This is a genomic window from Pseudomonas sp. MF09156 (assembly GCF_059862305.1).
In genome coordinates, this window is record NZ_JCBCUR010000001.1 from 741,927 (window position 1) to 758,392 (window position 16,466).

Annotated in this window: 18 protein-coding genes; 6 read left to right on the top strand and 12 right to left on the bottom strand. The window is 62.1% G+C overall.

The features are described from left to right. Window positions 1–17: 17 nt before the first annotated feature. On the top strand, window positions 18–431 hold the full coding sequence (arfB, locus tag AC19YY_RS03480; RefSeq protein WP_500603861.1) for an alternative ribosome rescue aminoacyl-tRNA hydrolase ArfB: 414 nt from the start codon (window positions 18–20) through the stop codon (window positions 429–431). Here arfB and AC19YY_RS03485 read toward each other — a convergent pair. The 5 genes from AC19YY_RS03485 to AC19YY_RS03505 form a co-directional block, all read right to left on the bottom strand. Beyond that, entirely contained in the window at window positions 428–1,627 is a 1,200-nt protein-coding gene (locus AC19YY_RS03485; protein ID WP_169955368.1) for an MFS transporter, read from the bottom strand. The two genes, arfB and AC19YY_RS03485, sit on opposite strands and share 4 nt — an antisense overlap. Before the next feature lie 118 nt (window positions 1,628–1,745). Beyond that, window positions 1,746–1,928, bottom strand: a complete 183-nt coding sequence (locus tag AC19YY_RS03490; RefSeq protein ID WP_169955367.1) for a hypothetical protein — start codon at window positions 1,926–1,928, stop codon at window positions 1,746–1,748. Between the two features lie 74 nt (window positions 1,929–2,002). Next, window positions 2,003–2,131 (bottom strand): hypothetical protein, encoded by a 129-nt coding sequence (locus AC19YY_RS03495; RefSeq protein WP_262376940.1) that lies wholly within the window; start codon window positions 2,129–2,131, stop codon window positions 2,003–2,005. Between the two features lie 151 nt (window positions 2,132–2,282). Continuing rightward, a complete protein-coding gene (locus AC19YY_RS03500; RefSeq protein WP_169955366.1) occupies window positions 2,283–2,873 on the bottom strand; it encodes an HD domain-containing protein in 591 nt (196 codons plus the stop codon). Window positions 2,874–2,900: 27 nt separating this feature from the next. After that, window positions 2,901–3,212 (bottom strand): Mpo1-like protein, encoded by a 312-nt coding sequence (locus AC19YY_RS03505; protein ID WP_170041913.1) that lies wholly within the window; start codon window positions 3,210–3,212, stop codon window positions 2,901–2,903. 172 nt (window positions 3,213–3,384) lie between these two features. On the opposite strand from AC19YY_RS03505, the gene AC19YY_RS03510 reads away from it, so the two are divergent. After that, window positions 3,385–4,446, top strand: coding sequence for an AraC family transcriptional regulator (locus AC19YY_RS03510; protein WP_500603862.1), 1,062 nt, complete (start codon window positions 3,385–3,387; stop codon window positions 4,444–4,446). On the opposite strand, the gene AC19YY_RS03515 is transcribed toward AC19YY_RS03510, so the two are convergent. The 7 genes from AC19YY_RS03515 to AC19YY_RS03545 all read right to left on the bottom strand — a co-directional run bounded on the left by AC19YY_RS03515 (window position 4,403) and on the right by AC19YY_RS03545 (window position 12,026). Further along, window positions 4,403–5,857: a TrkH family potassium uptake protein gene (locus AC19YY_RS03515; RefSeq protein WP_169955363.1), complete on the bottom strand. Its 1,455-nt coding sequence runs from the start codon at window positions 5,855–5,857 to the stop codon at window positions 4,403–4,405. The genes AC19YY_RS03510 and AC19YY_RS03515 overlap by 44 nt on opposite strands. Window positions 5,858–6,120: 263 nt before the next feature. Continuing rightward, the gene (locus tag AC19YY_RS03520) at window positions 6,121–7,464 is read right to left on the bottom strand and encodes an imelysin family protein (protein ID WP_169955362.1); all 1,344 of its coding nucleotides are present in this window, start codon (window positions 7,462–7,464) and stop codon (window positions 6,121–6,123) included. Between the two features lie 161 nt (window positions 7,465–7,625). Then, window positions 7,626–9,677 carry a putative bifunctional diguanylate cyclase/phosphodiesterase gene (locus AC19YY_RS03525; protein ID WP_169955361.1) on the bottom strand — a complete coding sequence of 684 codons (2,052 nt, stop codon included), beginning with the start codon at window positions 9,675–9,677 and terminating at the stop codon, window positions 7,626–7,628. A gap of 224 nt (window positions 9,678–9,901) precedes the next feature. After that, the gene (locus AC19YY_RS03530; RefSeq protein WP_169955360.1) at window positions 9,902–10,093 is read right to left on the bottom strand and encodes a hypothetical protein; all 192 of its coding nucleotides are present in this window, start codon (window positions 10,091–10,093) and stop codon (window positions 9,902–9,904) included. 154 nt (window positions 10,094–10,247) lie between these two features. Further along, window positions 10,248–10,844, bottom strand: a complete 597-nt coding sequence (locus AC19YY_RS03535) for a superoxide dismutase (RefSeq protein ID WP_017125974.1) — start codon at window positions 10,842–10,844, stop codon at window positions 10,248–10,250. A gap of 178 nt (window positions 10,845–11,022) precedes the next feature. Further along, the gene (locus tag AC19YY_RS03540; RefSeq protein WP_500603863.1) at window positions 11,023–11,622 is read right to left on the bottom strand and encodes a LysE/ArgO family amino acid transporter; all 600 of its coding nucleotides are present in this window, start codon (window positions 11,620–11,622) and stop codon (window positions 11,023–11,025) included. 5 nt (window positions 11,623–11,627) lie between these two features. Next, window positions 11,628–12,026 carry an ACT domain-containing protein gene (locus AC19YY_RS03545; protein WP_169955358.1) on the bottom strand — a complete coding sequence of 133 codons (399 nt, stop codon included), beginning with the start codon at window positions 12,024–12,026 and terminating at the stop codon, window positions 11,628–11,630. Window positions 12,027–12,128: 102 nt separating this feature from the next. Between AC19YY_RS03545 and AC19YY_RS03550 the strand changes: the two genes are divergently transcribed. The 4 genes from AC19YY_RS03550 (at window position 12,129) to AC19YY_RS03565 (ending at window position 16,422) form a co-directional block, all read left to right on the top strand. Beyond that, entirely contained in the window at window positions 12,129–13,022 is an 894-nt protein-coding gene (locus tag AC19YY_RS03550) for a LysR family transcriptional regulator ArgP (protein ID WP_169955357.1), read from the top strand. Window positions 13,023–13,074: 52 nt separating this feature from the next. Continuing rightward, complete coding sequence (locus AC19YY_RS03555; protein ID WP_169955356.1) at window positions 13,075–14,073, top strand: NAD-dependent epimerase/dehydratase family protein; 999 nt, start codon at window positions 13,075–13,077, stop codon at window positions 14,071–14,073. Window positions 14,074–14,178: 105 nt separating this feature from the next. Beyond that, on the top strand, window positions 14,179–15,021 hold the full coding sequence (locus AC19YY_RS03560) for an ATPase (RefSeq protein WP_169955355.1): 843 nt from the start codon (window positions 14,179–14,181) through the stop codon (window positions 15,019–15,021). Window positions 15,022–15,162: 141 nt separating this feature from the next. Further along, window positions 15,163–16,422 carry a D-mannose isomerase gene (locus AC19YY_RS03565; protein ID WP_500603864.1) on the top strand — a complete coding sequence of 420 codons (1,260 nt, stop codon included), beginning with the start codon at window positions 15,163–15,165 and terminating at the stop codon, window positions 16,420–16,422. Window positions 16,423–16,466 lie beyond the last annotated feature (44 nt).

Sequence of the window (16,466 nt, forward strand, 5' to 3'; positions counted from 1 at the left end):
CAACGGACCCGCTTTCCATGTTGGTGATCTCCAGTAACGTGCACCTGCCCGATGCCGAAATCGAGTTGACGGCCATCCGCGCCCAGGGCGCAGGCGGGCAGAACGTCAATAAGGTCTCCAGCGCCGTGCACTTGCGCTTTGATATCGGCGCGTCCTCGTTGCCGCCGTTCTACAAGGAACGCTTGCTGGCGCTGCGCGACGGCCGTATTACCAGCGACGGCGTGCTGATCCTCAAGGCCCAGCAGTACCGGACCCAGGAACAGAACCGCGCCGATGCCCTGGAGCGCCTGGTGGAGTTGATCCTCAGCGCGACCAAGGTCGAGAAAAAACGCCGCCCGACCAAACCCACCCTGGGCTCGAAAAAACGGCGCCTGGAATCCAAGACCAAGCGCGGCAGCATCAAGGCCGGGCGCGGCAAGGTAGATTTCTAGCCGGCGTTACGTTCGTCGCGGTATTTGGGGGCCTGGCGATACAGGTACAGGCTCAGCAGCAGCCCGGCGCAGGCCGCCAGCGCGGCAAACAAGAAGATCGAGGCAAAGCCGAAACCCGCCGCAATTGCCCCGGCCAGTGGCCCGGTGATCCCCAGTGACAAGTCGATAAACAACGAATAGGCACCCACCGCCGCACCACGGCTGGAGGCGGGTACCAGGTTGACCGCTTCAACCCCCAGCGCCGGAAACACCAGGGAAAACCCGAAGCCGCTCAAGGCCGCGCCCGCCAGGGCCAGTTCGGCATTCGGCGCCAGCCACAACAGCAACAGGCCAAGGGTTTCCACCGACAGGCAGGCAATCGCCACGCGAAACCCGCCGATCCGGTTGATCAAGTTACCGAACAGCAAGCGCGCGCCGATAAAACTGGCGCCGAACAGGCTCAGGCACAGCACCGCGTTATCCCAGTTCTGGGTCGCGTAATACAGGGTGATAAACGTGGCGATGGTGCCAAAGCCGATGGAGCCCAGGGCCAGCCCGCAGCCGTGGGGCAGCACGCGGCCGAGCACATGCATGAACGGCAGGCGTTCGCCCACCACGATGGGCGCCGCGACTTTGGGCCAGGCCAGCAACAGGCCCAGTACTGCCAGGGCAATGATGCTTGCGCCCATGCTCCACAGCCCGAACTGGCGGACCAGCAGCACCCCCAAAGGTGCGCCAATCGCCAGGGCGCCGTAGCTGGCGATACCGTTCCAGGAGATGACCTTGGCGGTATTCGTCGCGCCAACCCGGCCGATGCCCCAGCCAATGGAGCCCGATCCCACCAGGCTTTCGGCACTGCCCAGCACCAGCCGGCCAATCAGCAGGCTGGCCAGGCTCAGGGCCGGCAGATGGGTCAGGGCGGCGGATGCCAGCATGAACACCCCACTCAAGCCGCAGCCGGCCAGGCCGTACATCACCGCGCGCTTGCTGCCGCGATTGTCGATGATACGCCCGGCGTAGGGCCGGCTCAGCAGGGTGGCCAGGTACTGCACACTGATCACCAGGCCCGCGATCACGGCGCCAAAGCCCAGGTCGCTATGGACATAGCCCGGCAATACGGCCAGGGGAATGCCGATGTTCAGGTAGCCGATAAAGGTGAACAGCACGATGGAAACGACTTGCAGCGTGACCGCCATGGGGCGCTGGGTATCTGGCATGGGAAGGGTCCACTGTCGCGGCAGGAAAAGATAGGCTGCTTATGATACCGATGCTTTGCGCTGTACAGGGCATAAAACCTTTGGCGGCTGCATGACTGCGATCGCCGGCAAGTGGCTCCTACAGGGGGGCGGGGTTGAGCATGCGCGTGGTGACCAGCGCGGCCAGGGCGTTTTCCTGGGTGCCGAAGCGCTTGAGCAGCAGCGCCTGCTTTTCCGGGCTGAGGCGGCTCCACACATCGACCATTTGCAGGGCGGCGCCGAGTATCGCTTCATCGGGGGAATGCTTGGGAGTGTCGGGCATGTGGCGTGTCTCTTGATTCAGGCGGTGTGGAAAGCGCGCAGTGTCACGCTTTCCACACGGTCTGGGTACTGCGGTCAGTCGTCGCTATCGCTGTCGACCGGTGTTGCCTGTGCCGGTACTGGCTTGTCGCTGCCGGCCTGTTGCGGGGTTGGCTGCTCGGTCTCGTGCAGGCTTGGGAAGGGGAGATTGGGAATCTCGTGCATCGTCGTCGCTCCTCGCAAGGTCTGTTGTGGAATTGCAGATGTGCCGCGCTTTTCACAAAGCCTGGGCAGGATACAGCACTGCAAATGACAAAAAGACTTTTATCTCGGCAAATCCACGAACCATTTGCGCCAACACGCAAGTGACAAGAGGTCACACGCTGGCCTGGCGCTCCATGGCGGCCTTGTAGATCGAAGTCTTGGGCTGGGCGAAGACCCGCGCCAGCATTGGTTCGAAAAAGCTCAGGGGCAGGGTGGCATAGGCCGGGTCGAACGCGGCCGCGTCATAGCGGGCACAGAACTCAATGGTTTGCTCGTACTGCGGGTGTTCGCCAAATTGCTCGCGCAGGTGGCGATCCATGCCCAGGTGATGAAAAAAGTAGTAGCCCTGGAAAATCCCGTGCTTTTCCACCATCCACAGGTTCTGTGGGCTGACGAACGGTTTGAGGATAGCGGCGGCAATGTCCGGGTGATTGTAGGAGCCCAGGGTATCGCCGATGTCGTGGAGCAGCGCGCAGACCACATATTCTTCGTCGCGGCCATCGGCCCAGGCGCGGCTGGCGGTTTGCAGGGAATGGGTCAGGCGGTCCACCGGGAAGCCACCGAAGTCACCTTCCAGCAGCCGCAGGTGCGCGAGGATGCGCCCCGGCAATTGGCGGGCGTAGGCACTGAAGTCGGCGGCGATGATCGCCCAGTCTTCCTGGGTGCCGTCCTGCATATGGGTAAAGCGGGCCTGCTGGCTCATCGGCGGGTCTCTTATTGTTTGGGTAGGTTAGAACGGCACCTTGCCCAGGATCATGTCGCGATACATCACGAAATCTCCCAGCAGGCTGTAGAACGGATGCTGGAAAGTGGCCGGGCGGTTCTTTTCAAAGAAGAAGTGCCCGACCCAGGCAAAGCTGTAGCCGGCCACCGGCAGTACCCACAGCAGCCACCAGGCGCCTTTGCCGATGGCGAGCGCGAGAATAAAAATCACCAGGCTGGTGCCGATAAAATGCAGGCGCCGGCAGGTGCTGTTGCCGTGTTCGCTCAGGTAATACGGATAGAACTCGGCGAAGCTATTGAATTGTCTGACATTTTCCACGTTGGCCGGCCCTCTGGTTTTTGTTGTGCCCGACGGATGTTCGGCGGGGAGCTTATTTGAGTCTAGAGTCATCACAGGCAAGGGCCAGTGACAATAGACGCCACTTTAGTATCCTTGGGTTCCTGGCTGCGGTTTCAGCCGTCCCTTCATAGAAAGCGTGCAAGAAAACGCCATGAACGAACGAACGACTTCTGCAAGTTGGGCGATGGGGATTGTCAAGGCGCTGGAGCTCGAGGGCCTGGATTGCCGCGCCCTGTTCAAACAGCTGGGCCTGGATTACCGCGCCCTGGACGACCCCGACGCGCGGTTCCCCCAGGACTCCATGACCCGGCTCTGGCAGCGGGCGGTGGAGGTGTCGGGCAATCCGGCCATCGGCCTGAACATGGGCAAGGTGGTGCGCCCGGCGTCGTTCCATGTGGCCGGCTACGCCTTGATGTCCAGCAGCACCCTGGCCGAAGGCTTTACCCGGCTGGTGCGCTACCAGCGGATCATTGCCGAAAGCGCCGACCTGAGTTTCCGTCTGTTGCCCGAAGGCTATGCCTTGATCCTCACGGTGCACGGCGACCACCTGCCGCCCACCCGGCAAAGCGCCGAGGCCTCGCTGGCCTGCGCGCTGGCGTTATGTGGCTGGCTGACCGGGCGCACGTTGCAGCCGCGCAAAGTGCTGGTGCAAGGCGCTCAGCCTGCCGACCTGGAACCCTATAGACAGGCCTTTCATGCACCGCTGGTGTTCAACGCACCGTATGACGCGCTGATCTTCGAGCGGGAGGACATGGAAGCGCCGCTGCCCACTGCCAATGAAGCGATGGCGCTGTTGCACGATCGGTTTGCCGGGGAATACCTGGCCAGGTTTTCCGAGAGCCGCGTGACCCACAAGGCCCGCCAGGTGCTATGCCGGCTGCTGCCCCAGGGCGAACCCAAGCGTGAGGTGGTGGCGCAGACCTTGCACCTGTCCCAGCGCACCTTGCAGCGGCGTTTGCAGGAGGAGGGCACCAGCTTCCAGACCCTGCTCGACGATACCCGCCGCGAGTTGGCCGAGCAGTACCTGGCGCAGCCGAGCATGACCCTGCTGGAAATCGCCTACCTGCTGGGGTTTGCCGACCCGAGTAACTTCTTCCGCGCGTTTCGCCGCTGGTTCGATGCCACGCCCGGCGAATACCGGGCGCGGCTACTGGAAACTTCAGCGAATGTCAGTGCCGCCAGAACGCTGGCATACACAGCACAAACACCGTAATGATTTCCAGCCGGCCGAGCAGCATGCCCAGGGACAGGATCCACTTGGCGGCGTCCGGCAGGGTCGCGAAGTTGCCGGCCGGGCCGATGGTCTCGCCCAGCCCCGGGCCCACGCCGGAGACGGTACTGGCGGCGCCGGTCAAGGCAGTCATCCAGTCCACGCCCAGCAGCGACAGGGCCAGGGCGATCATGCAGATGGTGATGGCAAAGAAGAACGAGAAGGTCAGGATCGACCGCACGATTTCTTCGTCCAGGCGGTGGCCGTTGTATTTCTGCTTGATCACCGCCCTTGGGTGAATCAGTTGGTTCAAGTTGGCCTTGAGCAGGATATAGGCGACCTGGAAGCGGAAAATCTTGATCCCGCCGGCGGTGGAGCCCGAGCAACCGCCGACAAAGCCCAGATAGAAGAACAGCATCAGTGAGAAATTGCCCCACAGGCTGTAGTCGCCGAGGGCAAAGCCGGTGGTGGTCACCACGGAGGTGACGTTCAGCGCCACATGGCGCAGCGCATCCAGCCAGTGCAGGTCGGTGGTCCACCAGTACCAGGTGCCGAGCACGACCCAGGTCACCAGCAGCATCCCGAGCAGGCCCTGTACCTGCTGGTCCTTGATCAGCGCCTTGCGGTTGCCGCGCAAGGTGGCGACATACAAGGCAAACGGCAGGCTTCCCATGATCATCACGACGACCGCCACCCAATGCACGGCAGGTTGTTTCCAGTGCGCCAATGACTCGTCGGACGTCGAGAAACCGCCCGTGGAAATGGCTGACATCGCATGGTTGATCGCGTCGAACAGGCCCATGCCGGCCCACCAGAAGCCGAGGCTGCCGAGGATGGTGATACCGACATAGGCCGCCACGATCAGCCGCGCCACCATATGCGAGCGCGGCATGACCTTCTCGGAGCGGTCCGAGGATTCAGTCTGGAACAGGCGCATGCCACCGATGCGCAGCAGCGGCAGGATCGCCACCGCCATGCCGATAAAGCCGATGCCGCCAAGCCAGTGCAGCATCGAGCGCCACATCAGAATGCCCGGCGACATGGTGTCCAGGCCACTGAGCACGGTGGCGCCAGTGGCGGTGATGCCGGACATGCTTTCAAAGAACGAGTCGGTGTAGCTGATGTGCTGGGTCAGCAAAAACGGCAGCGCGGCAAAGATACACACCACCACCCAACTGCTGACGGTCAGCAGGTACATGTCCCGGGGGCGCAGTTGCACCTGTTCCGGGCGCCCGGGGATCACCAGCGCCAGGCCGGCGATAAAGGTGATCATGCTTGCCCAGAGAAAGGACGGCAGGTCGCTGGTGCGGTCGAAAAACACCAGGGTCGCCATGGGCACGACCATGGCGACCGCGAGGGTAATCAGGAAGATGCCGATGATGAAACCAATGATCCGCAGGGTCGGCATTGCCATGAATTGCGCTCGGGTGACGGTTGGAGGCGCCATTCTACCTGCGGTGCAGGGCTTGTAAACCGGGGGCTGCAAAGGGGGGCGCGGATCTGATGTAGGACTTGGCTTAATGGGGAGCTGGCTTGTGTGGGAGCTGGCTTGCCTGCGATAGCGGTGGGTCAGTCACCGCCATCGCAGGCAAGCCAGCTCCTACAGGGGAGAGGGCGACTGCAAACGATGAATACAAAAAAGGCGACCCGAAGGCCGCCTCATTCAAACCGCGCGGATCAGAACTCGTGATCAGCGTTGTCCGGGTTCAGGTCGCCGATGCCCAGTTTGCCAGCAGCTTGCTCGATAGAGCCGGTCTGCTTGACCAGGGCCGCGATGGCGTCGCGCACGATCTGGTTGCCCGCGGTGTTGCCGGCGGCGATCAACTGGTCGTAGTGCTCACCCTTGTTGGCGTGGTCGACAATGACCTGGATCTTCGCTTCGGTAGCCGCCAGGTCAGCCTTGAGGGCTTCATCGGCAGCCGGGTCGACCTTGGCCACCAGGGACGACAGGCTGGCGCCGGTCAGCTTGGTGCCGTCGGTGCGGGTGTACTCGCCCAGGTAGACGTTGCGGATGCCCTTGGCGTCGTAGAAGTGCGAGTAGTGCGTGTTGTCGCTGAAGCAGTCGTGCTCGTCTTCCGGCGAGTTGGCTTCCAGGGACACTTTCATGCGCTCGCCCGCCAGTTCACCCAGAGACAGGCTGCCCATGCCGAACAGCATCTTGCGCAGGCCGTCGGTGCCAGGCTCTGCTTCCAGGGTGGCGCGGTAGTTGTCTTCGACGTTGGGTTTCCAGTTGCCGACCATTTCTTCAAGGTCGCTGACCAGCAGTTGAGTCACGGCGCGCAGGTAAGTGCGGCGACGCTCGTTATGCCCACCGGTGGCGCCGTCGCCTTGCAGGTAGTCCGACGCTGGACGGTTGCCGGCGCCAGGGCCGGTGCCGTTCAGGTCCTGGCCCCAGAGCAGGAATTCGATGGCGTGGTAGCCAGTGGCGACGTTGGCTTCGGAACCGCCCAGCTCATTGAGGCTGGCAAGTTTCTCCGCAGTGATTTCCTTGACGTCGATCTTGTCTTCGCCGACCTGGATCTCGGTGTTGGCGATGATGTTGGCGGTGGCGCCTGGGTTGCCGAGAGCGTGTTCGTAGGATTTGTCGACATAGTCGATCAGGCCTTCGTCCAGAGGCCAGGCGTTCACCTGGCCTTCCCAATCGTCAATGATGGTGTTGCCGAAGCGGAACACTTCGCTCTGCAGGTACGGTACGCGCGCGGCGATCCAGGCGGTACGGGCGGCCTTCAGGGTTTCGTCGTTGGGGTTGGCGAGGAAGGTGTCGATGGCGGTCTGCAGGGTTTTAGCAGTGGACTCGGAGTCGCTGTATACCGCGAATACGATGTCTGCGTAGTGCGCGACGACCGCCTTGGCGGCAGCCTCGTCAACCTGGCCGGCGGTAGCGGCAGCCGTTGGAGCGGGAGTGCTGGCAGCTGGCGTTGGCGCCTGGGGAGCGGCGGCCTTGTCTTTACCCTCGCCGCAGCCGGCGAGAGAAATGGCGATGGCCAGCAGACTGGCGGTGGCCAGGGGCATACGAATCATGGCGAACATCCTGCTTCGGTAGTTGATCGGGGCGCAGTGCGGCGCGCAAAACTGCGACATAATGCGAAAGATTTGCATTTTCTGTAAAGAGTTAACGCAGTAAAAATTTAACATTCCAGCGCCAGCCGCCCAAGGCCGTGCCTTGGGTGGCCATCATGGCTTTACAGGATGGCAGCGTTATTGCGCTCGGCCTGTTTGAGATAGGCCGCCAACTCACGGGCCGGCAGGGGCTTGCTGTAGTGATAGCCCTGACCTTCGTGGCAGCCTTCGCTGATGATGTAGGCTTCCTGCTCGGGCGTCTCCACGCCTTCGGCGATGACTTGCATGCCCAGGCTTTTGCCCAGTTGGATGATTGCCCGCACGATGGTGGCATCGTCGTCGTCATCCAGCAGGTCCTGGACAAAGCTCTTGTCGATTTTGATTTTGTCCAGCGGCAGGCTTTTCAGGTAGCTCAGTGACGAGTAGCCGGTGCCGAAGTCGTCGATGGCAATCAACGCGCCGGAGCGGCGCAGGCTCAGCAAGTGCTGGGCAGCGGTGCTGATGTCTTCCATCAGGCCGGTCTCGGTCACTTCCAGCTCCAGGCTGCGCGGCGGCAGGCGGTAGATCTGCAACAGGTTGTTGACCACCCGTGGCAGTTCGGCGTGGTGCAGTTGCACCGTGGACAGGTTGACCGCCATGCGCAGCTCGCTGAAGCCCAGGTCATGCCACTCGCGCAATTGCCGGCAGGCCTGGTCCAGCACCCATTCGCCAATGGGGATGATGGTGCCGTTCTGTTCCGCCAGCGGGATAAACAGGTCCGGTGGCACCAGCCCGTGTTCCGGGTGTTGCCAACGAATCAGCGCCTCGACCCCGACCACACGATGGTCGACATAGCTGATCTGCGGTTGGTACACCAGGTGAAACTGGTCGCGGCCCAGGGCTTCACGCAGGTCTTTTTCCAGTTCGCGGCGGCGGCGCATCTCGCTGTCGACACTGGCGATATAGAACTGGTAGCGGTTGCGCGAGCGGCTCTTGGCCAGGGTCATGGTCTGCTCGGCTTTTTGCAGCAGCTTCTCGGTGCTGTCGCCGTCTTCGGGAAACAAGGTGATACCGATGGTGGCGCGCAGGCGGATCTGTTCGTGGTCGAGGGCGAACTCGGCTTCCAGGTCATCGAGAATGCTTTGTGCCAGCTCGGCGGCTTCGTAGGGTTGCTCGATATCGGCCTGGACCAGGGCGAACTGGTCGCCACCCAGGCGGGCGAGGGCGCCGAGGCGACCACTGTGGGCGCGCAGGCGGTCGGCCAGGGCCAGCAGCAATTGGTCGCCGGCCTGGTAGGTGTACTGCTCATTGACACTTTTGAAGTCATCCAGCCCCACGCACAATACCGCGACCCGGCGTTGCCGGCGTCCGGCGTCGATCAGGATCTTGTCCAGTTGCTCCTGCAGCTTCTGGCGGTTGGGCAAGCCCGTGAGGAAGTCGTACTGGGCCATGCGCAGCAGGCTGTTTTCTGCTTCGTGGCGCAGGTGGGTGTTGCGTTCGATGGACGCCAGCAACTGGTTGGCGGTATTGATCCACAGCCCCAGTTCGTTTTTTTCGTGGCCCTTGAGCTGGGGGATCTTGTGCTCGCTGGGGCGGTCGGGGTTGATCGAACTGAGGTGGCTGATGATCCGCGACAGGGGCTTGGTCAGCAGCCAGTGATAGACCAGATACAACACCAGGCCCATGGCCAGGGCGCGCAGCACCCCGGAGATAAAAATGATCACCGAATTGACGATGAAGCCCTGGCCATAGGTGGCCGTGTCGAGGGTGATGCTCAGGTCGCCGTAATATTCGCTATAGGGCCCGCGCCCCACCAATGGGGTGGTGAAGGTGCGCTCCTGGCCAAGAATCACATCCGTCAGCCAGCGGCTGGGGGAGTGCTGCAAATCCCGGCTCTTTTCGGCGAGCATGGGCTCGTTGGGATGGCCAATGGAGGCCATGCGCACTGCATCATCCTGAAACAGGCCTTCGATGACCTGCATGCCCATCTCACGATCCAGGCTGTAGACGGCCTGGGTCGAGGGGTCGCGAAACATGTCGAGGATGCGCTGGGCATCGCCGGCCACGGCCTGGCGCGTCTTGTAGGCATCAAAGACGATCTGCGCCACGCTCAGTGCTACGCCCACAATCAGTGCCGACAAGAGCACCACCCGGAGCAACTTCACCGACAAGCTGTTTTTGAGTTCCAGCTTCAAAGGGTCATTCCTTGTTCCATGCGGGTAGCCTCAATATGCCATGAGTATTGGCAATCCCGAGATGGCAGTCAAAGGGACAATGCGCTGGGTAGCGTCTGGAGCCTAGTCGATGAAGGGCGGGAAGGCGGCGGGCGGATCTTGTCCGCCGCCCTTTTGCACTGCTGGTGGGAGCGCAGGCGTGTGCTTTTTTACCTGCACCGAGAGCTGCTCGGTAGCTTTACCGTTTAGTAAGTAATGCTCACATTGGTTTTTACATGGACATCTTCGGCGACTTTTCCGGAATCCTTCTCCTCGTTTTCACCTGATCCGCCCTTCAACATTTTCGCCGCTGTTTCCGCCATCGCTCCCACGAGTTGCCCAATCCCCGGCAAGGCTGCCGAGGCTGCGCCCATCATCCCGCTTATTAATCCACCCATAGCTGACACTCCTTAGATAGATGAGGAAGTTATTTCTCCCACGGGCTCTGTGGTCGATTCCTGTCGTTGGGTTCCGCTGCTGGAGTGCCATGATTTTCAACCGGGCACAAAAAAGCCCGGCAATCGCCGGGCTCTTTTTTACTGCAAGGATTGCTTAGGCAGTGAAGGTCTTGCCTTCGAACTGCTCAGCCACGAACTTCCAGTTGACCAGGTTCCAGAACGCTTCCACATACTTTGGACGCACGTTGCGGTAGTCGATGTAGTAGGCGTGTTCCCAGACGTCGCAGGTCAGCAGCGGGGTATCGCCGCTGGTCAGCGGGTTGCCGGCGCCGATGGTGCTGGCCAGGGCCAGGGAACCGTCAGCCTTTTTCACCAGCCAGCCCCAACCGGAACCGAAGGTGCCGACGGAAGTCTTGGTGAACTCTTCCTTGAACTTGTCGAACGAACCGAAAGCAGCGTTGATCGCTTCAGCCAATGCGCCAGTCGGTTGACCGCCGGCGTTTGGCGCCAGGCAGTTCCAGTAGAAGGTGTGGTTCCAGACTTGGGCTGCGTTGTTGAAGATGCCACCCGAAGAGGACTTGACGATCTCTTCCAGGGTCTTGCCTTCGAACTCGGTGCCAGGCACCAGGTTGTTCAGGTTCACGACATAGGTGTTGTGGTGCTTGTCGTGGTGGAACTCCAGGGTTTCCTTGGAGATGTGCGGCTGCAGGGCATCGTGTGCGTACGGCAGCGGCGGCAATTCGAAAGCCATGATAATTCTCCTAATCAGGTCAGTTGCGGTGAGCGCAAGGCCGATCACGGGCGGCCAAACAAGCGCCGGGGAGTTTGTACTCTTTGCGGCGCAGGGGCTGGATCATAGCACTGGGGGTGCGGCAAAACCACGCAACAACTGTGTGGGATAGAGGTTCCAGAGCGTTTTGGAATATTCCTCAGGTACTGATCAATTGATAGGCCACGCTGAACATCATCACCGCCACCAACAGGTCCAGCAGGCGCCAGGTCGCCGGGCGCGCCAGCCACGGGGCCAGCCATGCGGCGCCGAGGGCCAGGGCGGAAAACCACAGCAACGAAGCGCTGGCGGCGCCTGCGACATAAGCGCCCGGCTCGGTTTGCTGGGCGCCGAGGGAGCCGATCAGCAAGACGGTGTCCAGGTACACATGGGGGTTGAGCAGGGTCACCGCCAGGGCGCTGAGCATCACTGCGCGCAATGAGCGCACCTTCTGCCCTTGGCCTTGGCCCAGGCTCTGCCGCGAACAGGCGCGGCGCAAGGCCAGGGCGCCGTACCACAGCAGGAACGCCGCCCCGCCCCAACGGGCAATCGCCAGCAGCACAGGGTTATGTGCCAGCACCGTCGCCAGGCCAAATACCCCGGCGGCCACCAGCAGCGCATCACACACCACGCACAAGGCCGCAACCGGCAGGTGGTGTTCGCGACGCAGGCTCTGGGCCAGCACAAATGCGTTTTGCGTACCGATCGCCATGATCAGCCCGAGGGCTACCAGCAGGCCGTTAACATAACTCTGCCACATAGGATTTACTCCGCGCCCGCCGCCAGTTGTTGCAACACATCCATTGCCTGCTGCGCATCGCTGCGCCCGACAAACAGGTGATCGTGGTAATAGCCGGCGACCACATTGCAACTGATCCCGGCACGTCCCAGGGCGCTGGCGAAGGCGGCGGTCAGGCCCACGGCTTCCAGGGCCGAATGCACGTTCAAGGTGATCCACGCCGCCACATACTCAAAGGCCAGGCCGGCCTGTTCGGCTTGTTGGCGCTCGACAATCACCGTCAAGCCTTCCTGTTCGCGAAAGCTGCCGATCACTTCGCAGGCGGGCAGGCGGTTATCGGCCAGGGTGCAGAACACGTAGTCGCCGGCATTGAGCTGTGGACTCATGCTGCGCAGCAGGGTTGCCAGGGCGGTTTCGCCAGCCATTGGGAGATCCTTGAAAGAAAGTAAACACGCGATGCTGGTCATTCTCAGGTGTGGCGCTGTATAAGAAAAACCAATATTGCTCATCGCTCATTAGGAAAACTGATGTTCGACTACAAATTGCTGTCGGCCCTCGCGGCGGTGGTGGAACAGGCCGGTTTCGAGCGCGGTGCCCAGGTACTCGGGGTGTCGCAATCGGCCATCTCCCAGCGCATCAAATTGCTCGAAGCGCGCATCGGCCAGCCGGTACTGGTGCGCGCGACGCCGCCAACCCCCACGGAAATCGGCCGGCGCCTGCTCAACCATGTGCAGCAGGTGCGCCTGCTGGAGCGCGACCTGCAAAGCCAGGTGCCAGCCCTGGATGAAGAGGGCATGCCTGAACGCCTGCGGATTGCCATCAACGCCGACAGCCTGGCGACGTGGTGGGCGCAGGCGGTGGGCGACTTTTGCGCCGAGCAACATTTGTTGCTGGACCTGGTGGTTGAAGACCAGACCGTCGGCCTCAAGCGCATGCGCGCCGGCGAAGTGGCGGCCTGCGTCTGCGCCAGCGAGCGTCCGGTGGCCGGGGCCCGCAGCCTGTTGCTGGGGGCCATGCGCTATCGGGCGTTGGCCAGTCCGGCGTTTATCTCCCGGCACTTTCCAGGCAGCGTGCGCGCCGATCAGTTGGCGCGTACGCCGGCGCTGGTGTTTGGCCCGGATGATTTCCTACAACATCGCTACCTCGCATCCCTAGGTGTGGATGGAGGTTTCGAACACCATTTATGCCCGTCGTCCGAAGGTTTTATCCGCCTGACCGAAGCCGGCCTGGGCTGGGGGCTGGTGCCGGAATTGCAGGTGCGCGAGCAATTGCAAAGGGGCGTACTGGTGGAGTTATTGCCAGATAAACCCATCGATGTGCCGTTGTACTGGCATCATTGGCGCAGTGGTGGGCAATTGCTCGGCTTGTTGACCGAGCATCTGGCGCGGGCAACTGGCCAATTGCTGGTGCCGTTGGAGTGACTGTCGGCGTCAACGCAACTGCGATGAAAAATGAAAGAACACGGGGTAACACATGAAAATTCTGGTCACCGGCGCAAGCGGCTTCATTGGCGGGCGCTTTGCGCGTTTTGCCCTGGAGCAGGGCCTGGACGTGCGGGTCAACGGGCGGCGGGCCGAGGGTGTCGAGCACCTGGTACGGCGCGGCGCCGAGTTTATCCAGGGTGATCTGAATGATCCGGACCTGGTACGCAACCTGTGCCGCGACGTCGAGGCCGTGGTGCATTGCGCCGGCGCCGTGGGGTTGTGGGGGCGTTACCAGGATTTCCATCAGGGCAATGTGCAGGTCACCGAAAACGTGGTCGAGGCCTGCCTCAAGCAACGGGTCGGGCGCCTGGTGCACCTGTCGTCGCCGTCGATCTATTTCGATGGCCGCGATCACCTGGGCCTGACCGAGGAGCAAGTGCCCAAGCGCTTCAAGCACCCGTATGCGGCTACCAAGTACCTGGCCGAGCAGAAAGTCTTCGGCGCCCAGGAGTTCGGCCTGGAAGTGTTGGCCCTGCGCCCGCGCTTTGTGACCGGTGCTGGTGATATGAGCATCTTCCCGCGCCTGTTGAAAATGCAGCGCAAGAACCGCCTGGCCATCGTCGGCGACGGCCTGAACAAGGTCGACTTCACCAGCGTGCACAACCTCAACGAGGCGCTGCTCAGCAGCCTGCTGGCCACCGGATCGGCGCTGGGCAAAGCCTATAACATCAGCAATGGCACGCCGGTGCCGGTGTGGGACGTGGTCAACTACGTGATGCGCCAGATGGAAATGCCCCAGGTCACGCGTTACCGTTCCTACGGTTTGTCCTACAGCATTGCGGCGCTCAATGAAGCCTGCTGCGCGATGTGGCCGGGGCGCCCGGAACCGTCGCTGTCACGCCTGGGGATGCAGGTGATGAACAAGGATTTCACCCTCGATATCAGCCGCGCACAGCACTATCTCGACTATCAGCCCAAGGTCAGCCTGTGGACGGCCCTCGATGAGTTTTGCCATTGGTGGAAGGTCCAGGATCCGGGCACCAAGTAGCCTGGGCAACACCGCGAAGCGTTTTTTCGCTGGCCGTTCGACCAAGGCGATGGGCCTGGGGTTTATACTCCCGCCGTTTTTATGTAGTTATTTCAAGGTTGATTCATGCGTAACGATACTAAAGACGACTTTGACAACGTGCCGAGCCTGCGGGCCGACGTTGGCGACGACGATGATTTTGTGCCCACAGCGGCCACCGCCATCCGCTCGCGCCCGGCGCCGGTGGTCAAGGTCAAGAGCGCCAGCACCGGGCCGTTGTGGGCCCTGGTCGGCGCGCTGCTGTTCGCCTTTGCCGGCCTGGCCTGGTGGAGTTTCCAGCAGATTTCCCTGATGGGGCAGCAACTGGTAGCGACCCAGGAAAGCTTCGCGCGCATCAGTGAAGAAGCTGCCGGCCGCTTGCAGGACATTTCCGGCAAGGTGGTGGCCAGCGAGGCCAACGTCAATACCGGCAGTGAAGCACTCAAGCTGCAGATCAAGCAGTTGGAAAGCCAATTGCTGGAACAGGGCAAGCAACAGTTGGGCGTGGCGGGCCAGGCCACCGACCTGGACAAGCGCCTGGCGCAGATGAGTGCCAGCACCACCGAACTGACCACCGCCAATACCCAGTTGCAGGCCCAGGTCCTGGGTCTGGTCACTGAGTTGACCACCCTCAAGGCCGCCCAGGCCGAAACCGCCAAGTTGAATGCCGAAGTCAAGGAACTGGGCACGGAGGTGGCAGCCTTGAAGAAGCAGGGTAATCCGGCCACGGCCATTGCGCGCCTGGAGCAGGACCTGCTGGTGATCAAGAGCGAACTGGACAACCGCGCCGCCACCGAAGGGCCGTCGAACAAAGAGTTCGACGTGTTCCGTATCCAGACCACCCGCAACATCACGACCTTGCAGACCCAGATGCAGAACCTGCAGCGTGAAGTGAGCGCGCCGGCCAAGGTCACGCCCCTGGGCCAGTGACATCATTGTTATTGTTGGAGCCGGCTTGCCGGCTCCTGCCAATGTCACCATTCGGTGACATTTTCTCGCCCTTTCGTTACCTGCCCCTTCCTGACCCTTGTTTAGACTGCGGTTATCCCACAAAAACAAAAAGGGCCACCCATGACCATGCAACCACTGCCTGCCAGCAGTTGGCTGAACGCACCTGCCCATCACGCCTGGCTTGCCGCCGAAGGCCAGCGTCTGCTGGGCTTTGCCAAGGCCTCGCGGCTGCCTGAAGGCTTCGGCAACCTCGACGACCACGGTCACCTGCCCGCCGATGCCTGCGCCGAAACCATGAACACCGCCCGCATGACCCACAGCTTCGCCATGGCCCACGCCCAAGGGCTGCCGGGCTATGCCGAGCTGGTGGCGCACGGTGTGGCCAGCCTCGGCGGCGCGTTGCGGGATGCCGAGCATGGCGGCTGGTTTGCTGTTGCCGGCGCGCGTGACGGCAATAGGGGCAAGGCCGCCTACCTGCATGCCTTTGTCGCCCTGGCCGCCAGTTCCGCAGTGGTCGCGGGTGCCCCAGGGGCGCAAGCCCTGCTGACGGATGCGATCCAGATCATCGACCAGCATTTCTGGAGTGACGAGGAGGGCGCAATGCTCGAGTCCTTCGCCCAGGACTGGAGCGGCGAAGAAGCCTATCGTGGCGCCAACAGTAATATGCACGCCACCGAAGCCTTTCTTGCCCTGGCCGATGTCACCGGCGATACGTGCTGGCTGGGGCGGGCGCTGCGCATCGTCGAACGAGTGATCCGTCAGCACGCCGGCGCCAATGAGTTTATGGTGATCGAGCACTTCGACCGCCATTGGCAACCTCTGCACAGCTACAACCAAGACAACCCGGCCGATGGCTTTCGCCCCTACGGCATCACCCCCGGCCATGGCTTTGAATGGGCGCGCCTGGTGCTGCACCTGGAGGCCGCCCGCCAGCAGGCGGGGCTGGTCACGCCCGAGTGGTTGCTGGAAGCCGCCAGGGGCTTGTTCGCCAGCGCCTGTGAATACGGCTGGGCGGTGGATGGGGCCCCGGGCCTGGTCTACACCCTGGACTGGCACTACCGCCCGGTGGTGCGTGAGCGCCTGCATTGGACCCACGCCGAAGCCAGCGCGGCGGCCCAGGCCCTGCTCAAGCGCACCGGCGAGTGGCATTACGAGGTCTGGTACCGGCGGTTCTGGGAGTTCTGTGAAACCCACCTGATCGACCGGGTCCAGGGCAGTTGGCACCACGAACTCGACCCGCAAAACCTGCCCGCCAGCAAGATCTGGGGCGGCAAGCCGGACCTGTACCATGCCTGGCAGGCCGTATTGCTGCCGGGCCTGGCGTTATCGCCAAGCATGGCCAGTGCGCTGGGGGCCGGTTGCTATGTCACCAAGTGGTGACATTTGCCCGTCCCTTTGTTACGTGCCTGGCAAAAATCCCTGTT